Raw genomic sequence first — 4,545 nt, 5'->3', positions numbered from 1 at the left:
AGGCCCAGAAAGCGGCGGAGCGGTTCGGGCGTGTCGAGCCCGGCATAGTCGATATAGCGCACGCCGCCTTCCTCGCGGACCTCCATCAGCCCACCGAGATCCGCATTCAACCGTGCCGCCGCCGCTTCCGGGGGCAGCGTAAGCGTTGCAGAATAGGTCCGGATCGTCGCCATATCTTCGGCGGCAATCGGCATGACCCAAAGCCATGTCAGGACGACAAGAAGCGCGCGGAGGATCATCTGTTCCATGATGGGAATACCTTCGGGAAAAGCTGATAGGTTCCGTGCTGGCGCAGGGCCTGCCAGATGACCTTGTCATGACCGGACTTGAAGGGCGTCTTGCCGTGATCCCAGAACTTCATCTCGGGCAACAGGAACGCCTGTTTTGAGGTCACGGCCCCTTGCGAGACAAGGAAATCGGGCTTGTCCATCAGGAAGGTGCCGGTGCCACGGCCCTTTACATCCTGAATCGGCCGCTTGATCTCCACATCGCGGATGATCCGGGGCCAGGCCCTTGCACCATCCTTCAGCGCGCGGAAGAACGGTTTTTCGCGCGACAGGCCCTGTTCGGCGCGATACCGCGCACAGGTCGCGTCGACGGTCTGGGAGATGCCGGATTTCGCGGCGATCCCTGTCCGGTCGGTAGTGCATGACCCGAAGGCGGGGCCCGTGGCAGCAGCGGCAGAGATCGTGCTGGCGCGCGTATAGACCGCGACCTCCTGCCGGGTCAGCATGCCTTCAGCGATGTAGCGGGTGGCGAGGATGATCACCAAAGCGACGGGCATGGCCATGATCGCCTCGAGCGAGATCGATCCCTTGCGGCGGCTCATCAGATCAATGCGCATTGACCCGCCCCCAGCCTGCTGCCCCAGATACAGCGGACAGGGCCGTCGCCAATGGCCCGAATGCCGATTTTGCCTGCCGCCTCAGATCGCGGGCCATCTTGGACGGGTCGTCCATCCGCGTCGCGGGCATCAGCCGGTAGCGCCAGTTCTGCGAAAAGAGGTCCGCGCCATCGGGGTTGAATACGCCCGCCTGCCCATAGCCGAAATGGCTCTCCACATCTTCGGTCAGGACCTGCGTCGCCAGCCGTTTGCCCTTGTCCTTCTGCACCAGCGCAAGGATGCGGAACGGATCAGGCATCTTGTCCGGCTGGGTGATCGGCAGACTGACCGGATGTATATCCTTCAGCTTCCAGAAGGTCGGCACCGGCGCTTCGATCATCGGCAACAGGCCCAAAGCGGGAATGCCGTTTCGGGTGCCGCCGAAGAAACAAAGGGAATTTCGCTTGTTGTTGAACCGGCGGAGAAAGCTGTTGTCCTGCCGCCGCTGCTGGCCCTGCAGATTGGCCCATTGCGGAAAATCGGTGATGCCGTTGGTGCCGACAAGCACGGCGTTTTCGTAGAAATCCTTGAAGAATTTCAGATACCTGTCGATCCGGGTCAGCGACTGGATGTGATCGCGGACATGGGGTTTGCGCCGCCCGCCCTTGGTCATCGGGCCGCCGCTGGCCCCGAAACCGCGCGCCTGAAAGGTGGAAAAACCCAGCGCCGCGCCGCGATCCATCGCCGCGCAATACTGCATATAGGTCTCGATCCCGCCCGTCTCGACCGGCAGGGCCATGCCGTCATTGCTGTTCGTGCGCTGGCAATTCTTCGCCTCGGGGCTGTTGCAGGAATCGGCGAAGTGAAATTCGTCGATCTTGAGTTCGCGCGCGTAGTCCGTGCCGATCTCCCTCATCGCACGCGGCAGGCGTTCGATGATCGCGCGGTTCATACCCTCGATGGCACGCAGCGACCGGTTCGCGACATCCATGCCGTGATCGGGCCGGTAACGGAAATGCATGTTCAGGGCGATAATGCCGATGATATCGGCGGGGATGGCCACCAGCTCGTTGAGCGCCGCACAGGCCGCCGCTGAAATCGCCTCGCCCGTATTGCAGTATTGCAGGATATGCGCGCCGATCGTCGCATTGACCGTGCCGACCGCGATGCCGATCTCGGCAAGCGTTCCGGCCAGCGCCTCGGATCCGATGGCGACGGTCAGAAGCTGGGTTTCGGTGACGTTGTTCATCGCCAGAATATTCAGCGACCGCGCCGTCCAGGTGCCATGCATCGCGGCCAGCGCGTCGGCCCCGTCCTGCACAAGGCGGCGTTCATTGACCATCTGACCGCTATTGGCATTCGCCGCGATCATCGCCGATACCGGGATCATCGCGGCCACGACGACCAGCGCGATCGCGCCCCGGCGGCGGCGTGACATCAGCGATCTGAGCCTTGTGCCAATCATCTCAGCACCACCACCGCTTCGCCCCAGCGCCAATAGGTGCCATCCCCGCGCTTGCCATCCATCAGGAAACGGCGGAACGGAGTGGAGAGCGGGTATTTGAACCGCACCTTGGCCCGGATCGGGGTCGAATTCGCGCTGGACAGCAGGCTGAAGCCGGACTGGACCCATTCGACCGAAACCTCGACATTCTCAGGCTCAAACGCGTAGCAGATGCTGTTTTTGATGGCCGCGTCATAGCCGCCGGTCTTGCCCGTGCCGGTGATGACACGCTGTGCTGCGGGGATCTGCGGACAAGCGCCGCGCGAGGGCGCGAAATCCGAGGTCGATGAGGCCGCGATCAATGCCCAGCGTGCGGCGTCTTCCCATTTCTGCGGCTGATCCTTGCACTGGAATGCGGCGACGGCCGCAAAGGGCGAGCTGAAGATCTGGGTCAGATTGAAGGGCGGGCATTTGTGGACAAGGGCACTGCGGGCGGCCGAATAGGCGGCCATTTCCACATAACCCCGCGCCTGCGCGGTGATCATGATCTGCGAGACGGCACCGAAGAGGACCAGCAGCACGGGGAAGGTCAGAACCGCCTCGATCCCGATGGCGGCCCGCCGCCGCCGTGTCAGGACCTGCGACGCGCGGTCACGAAGGATATGACGCATCCGGCGGGTCATTTCATCTTGTCCAGCGTGTCCTGGACCTTCGACTGGTAGCCGTCGTAATCCGGCTTGCGGTCCTTCGCCATATTCGTCGCGGTGAAGGTCAGCGCCGAGGCCACGGCCAGCGCGAAGCCAAAGATCAGGAGCTTTTCAAGGGTCATCGCTTCGGTCCCACCGCAGGTTCAGGGTTGCTCAGAAACCGGCGTTCTTCAGACCGTCGACTTCCTGCTTGAATTCGTCATTCGCGGTACCGCGATCTTTCATCATGTTCGTGCCGACCGTCGTGATCGCGAACAGGGCTGCAAGGGCGAACCCGAAGATGAGAAGCTTTTCGAGGGTCATATTGGTTTTCCTTCTGATGAATTTGGGCGTTTTTGACATGGATTGGGTCAGCTCATGATTGCTTTGACCTGGGTAATGACGAAGTCGACGATCTCGGTTCCCATGGTCGCCAGAACCGTTGCGACGGCGAGGCCGAGGGCGAAAACAAGCAGATATTCCAGTGACATGGGTCGATCTCTCCTCGCGTGGCGGAACAGGTGTCCGCCTTCAGGAGATTACCGGAATGGCAGGAGGGAACGGGGGCGTCGTATTCAGTGCGACGCGGCGGGGGAAACGCGCTCCAGCGGGTTAGCCGGATCGCCGCCTGCGCGATGGAACACGGGGCGCGTCGCATAAAGATCGGCGCCGGGATCGTCCTTGACCACTTCGGCGATGTCGACGACGACACGGCGGCCATCGCGGCGCTGCACCTGAACGATCAGGTCAATCGCCTCGATGATCTGACGGCGCACCGCGATCAGCGGGATATCGACATCGGACATGAGGCAGAGCGTTTCCAGCCGCGAAAGCGCCCGCATCGGATCATCGGCATGCACGGTCGAGAGCGATCCGGCATGGCCGGAATTCATCGCCTGGATCATGTCGAGCGCCTCGCCGCCCCGGCATTCGCCGACAAGGATGCGGTCGGGCCGCATCCTCAGTGTCGCGCGGAAGAGGTCGCGGATCGTGACCCCGCCGCGCCCCTTGGCATCCGGCATCTGCGCTTCCAGTTGCACGACATGCGGCATGCGCAGGTCCAGCTCCACCACATCCTCGATGGTGATGATCCGCTCCTCGGGGTTCATCATCCGCGCGAGCATGCCCAGAAGCGTCGTCTTGCCGGTGCCGGTGCCGCCCGAAATGATGATGTTGCGATGGCCCAGAACCTGTTCGCGCAGCCAGGCGATTGCGTCCCCGGTCAGCGACCCGCCTTCGATCAGATCGTCGAGCGTCGGCGGCGTGCGCGCGAATTGCCTTATGGCGATGGTAATGCCGGATGTGGCCGCAGGATCCTGCACGATATGGACCCGCGACCGGTTCGGCATCCGCGCCTCAAGCGACAGATGATCCGGGGTCAGACGCTTGCCCGAATATTGCAGGATGACCCGGGCGAGCGCCCGAAGCGCCGCCGCGTCCGGCATTTGGTGCGGCGTCCTTTCAATCCCGTTCCGGCCATCGATGAAAATCTCATCGGGTCCGTTGATCATGATCTCGGAAACTGACTGATCGTCGTAATAGGCGACAAGCGGCCCCATCAGGTGCCGCACCAACGCGTCATATGCCGCCTC

Annotated in this window: 7 protein-coding genes; all 7 read right to left on the bottom strand. The window is 62.5% G+C overall.

Features of this window, described 5'->3' with window-relative positions:
* Positions 1-248: hypothetical protein (locus tag WBB85_RS23260; protein ID WP_432640937.1), on the bottom strand; the 248-nt coding region annotated here is incomplete at its 3' end.
* On the bottom strand, positions 236-844 hold the full coding sequence (locus WBB85_RS23255) for a hypothetical protein (protein ID WP_432640936.1): 609 nt from the start codon (positions 842-844) through the stop codon (positions 236-238). The genes WBB85_RS23255 and WBB85_RS23260, both read right to left, overlap by 13 nt.
* Positions 834-2,261 carry a hypothetical protein gene (locus tag WBB85_RS23250; RefSeq protein ID WP_432640935.1) on the bottom strand — a complete coding sequence of 476 codons (1,428 nt, stop codon included), beginning with the start codon at positions 2,259-2,261 and terminating at the stop codon, positions 834-836. The genes WBB85_RS23255 and WBB85_RS23250 overlap by 11 nt, the downstream gene beginning before the upstream one ends.
* A 23-nt stretch (positions 2,262-2,284) precedes the next feature.
* Positions 2,285-2,950 (bottom strand): TadE/TadG family type IV pilus assembly protein, encoded by a 666-nt coding sequence (locus tag WBB85_RS23245; protein WP_432640934.1) that lies wholly within the window; start codon positions 2,948-2,950, stop codon positions 2,285-2,287.
* Entirely contained in the window at positions 2,947-3,096 is a 150-nt protein-coding gene (locus tag WBB85_RS23240; protein WP_432640933.1) for a hypothetical protein, read from the bottom strand. The genes WBB85_RS23245 and WBB85_RS23240 overlap by 4 nt, the downstream gene beginning before the upstream one ends.
* Before the next feature lie 31 nt (positions 3,097-3,127).
* The gene (locus WBB85_RS23235; RefSeq protein ID WP_432640932.1) at positions 3,128-3,277 is read right to left on the bottom strand and encodes a hypothetical protein; all 150 of its coding nucleotides are present in this window, start codon (positions 3,275-3,277) and stop codon (positions 3,128-3,130) included.
* A 251-nt stretch (positions 3,278-3,528) separates the two neighbouring features.
* On the bottom strand, positions 3,529-4,545 hold a 1,017-nt coding region (locus WBB85_RS23230), incomplete at its 5' end, for a CpaF family protein (RefSeq protein WP_432640931.1).

It is taken from the genome of Albidovulum sp. (assembly GCF_049646345.1).
Classification (GTDB): domain Bacteria; phylum Pseudomonadota; class Alphaproteobacteria; order Rhodobacterales; family Rhodobacteraceae; genus Albidovulum.
This window is presented reverse-complemented; position numbering and strand designations above follow the sequence as displayed.

Bases quoted from the DNA above. Each gene is read 5' to 3' on its own strand.
- WBB85_RS23250 (WP_432640935.1), bottom strand. From the start codon at position 2,261: ATGTCACGCCGCCGCCGGGGCGCGATCGCGCTGGTCGTCGTGGCCGCG.
- WBB85_RS23245 (WP_432640934.1), bottom strand. From the start codon at position 2,950: ATGACCCGCCGGATGCGTCATATCCTTCGTGACCGCGCGTCGCAGGTC.
- WBB85_RS23255 (WP_432640936.1), bottom strand. From the start codon at position 844: ATGCGCATTGATCTGATGAGCCGCCGCAAGGGATCGATCTCGCTCGAG.
- WBB85_RS23240 (WP_432640933.1), bottom strand. From the start codon at position 3,096: ATGACCCTTGAAAAGCTCCTGATCTTTGGCTTCGCGCTGGCCGTGGCC.
- WBB85_RS23235 (WP_432640932.1), bottom strand. From the start codon at position 3,277: ATGACCCTCGAAAAGCTTCTCATCTTCGGGTTCGCCCTTGCAGCCCTG.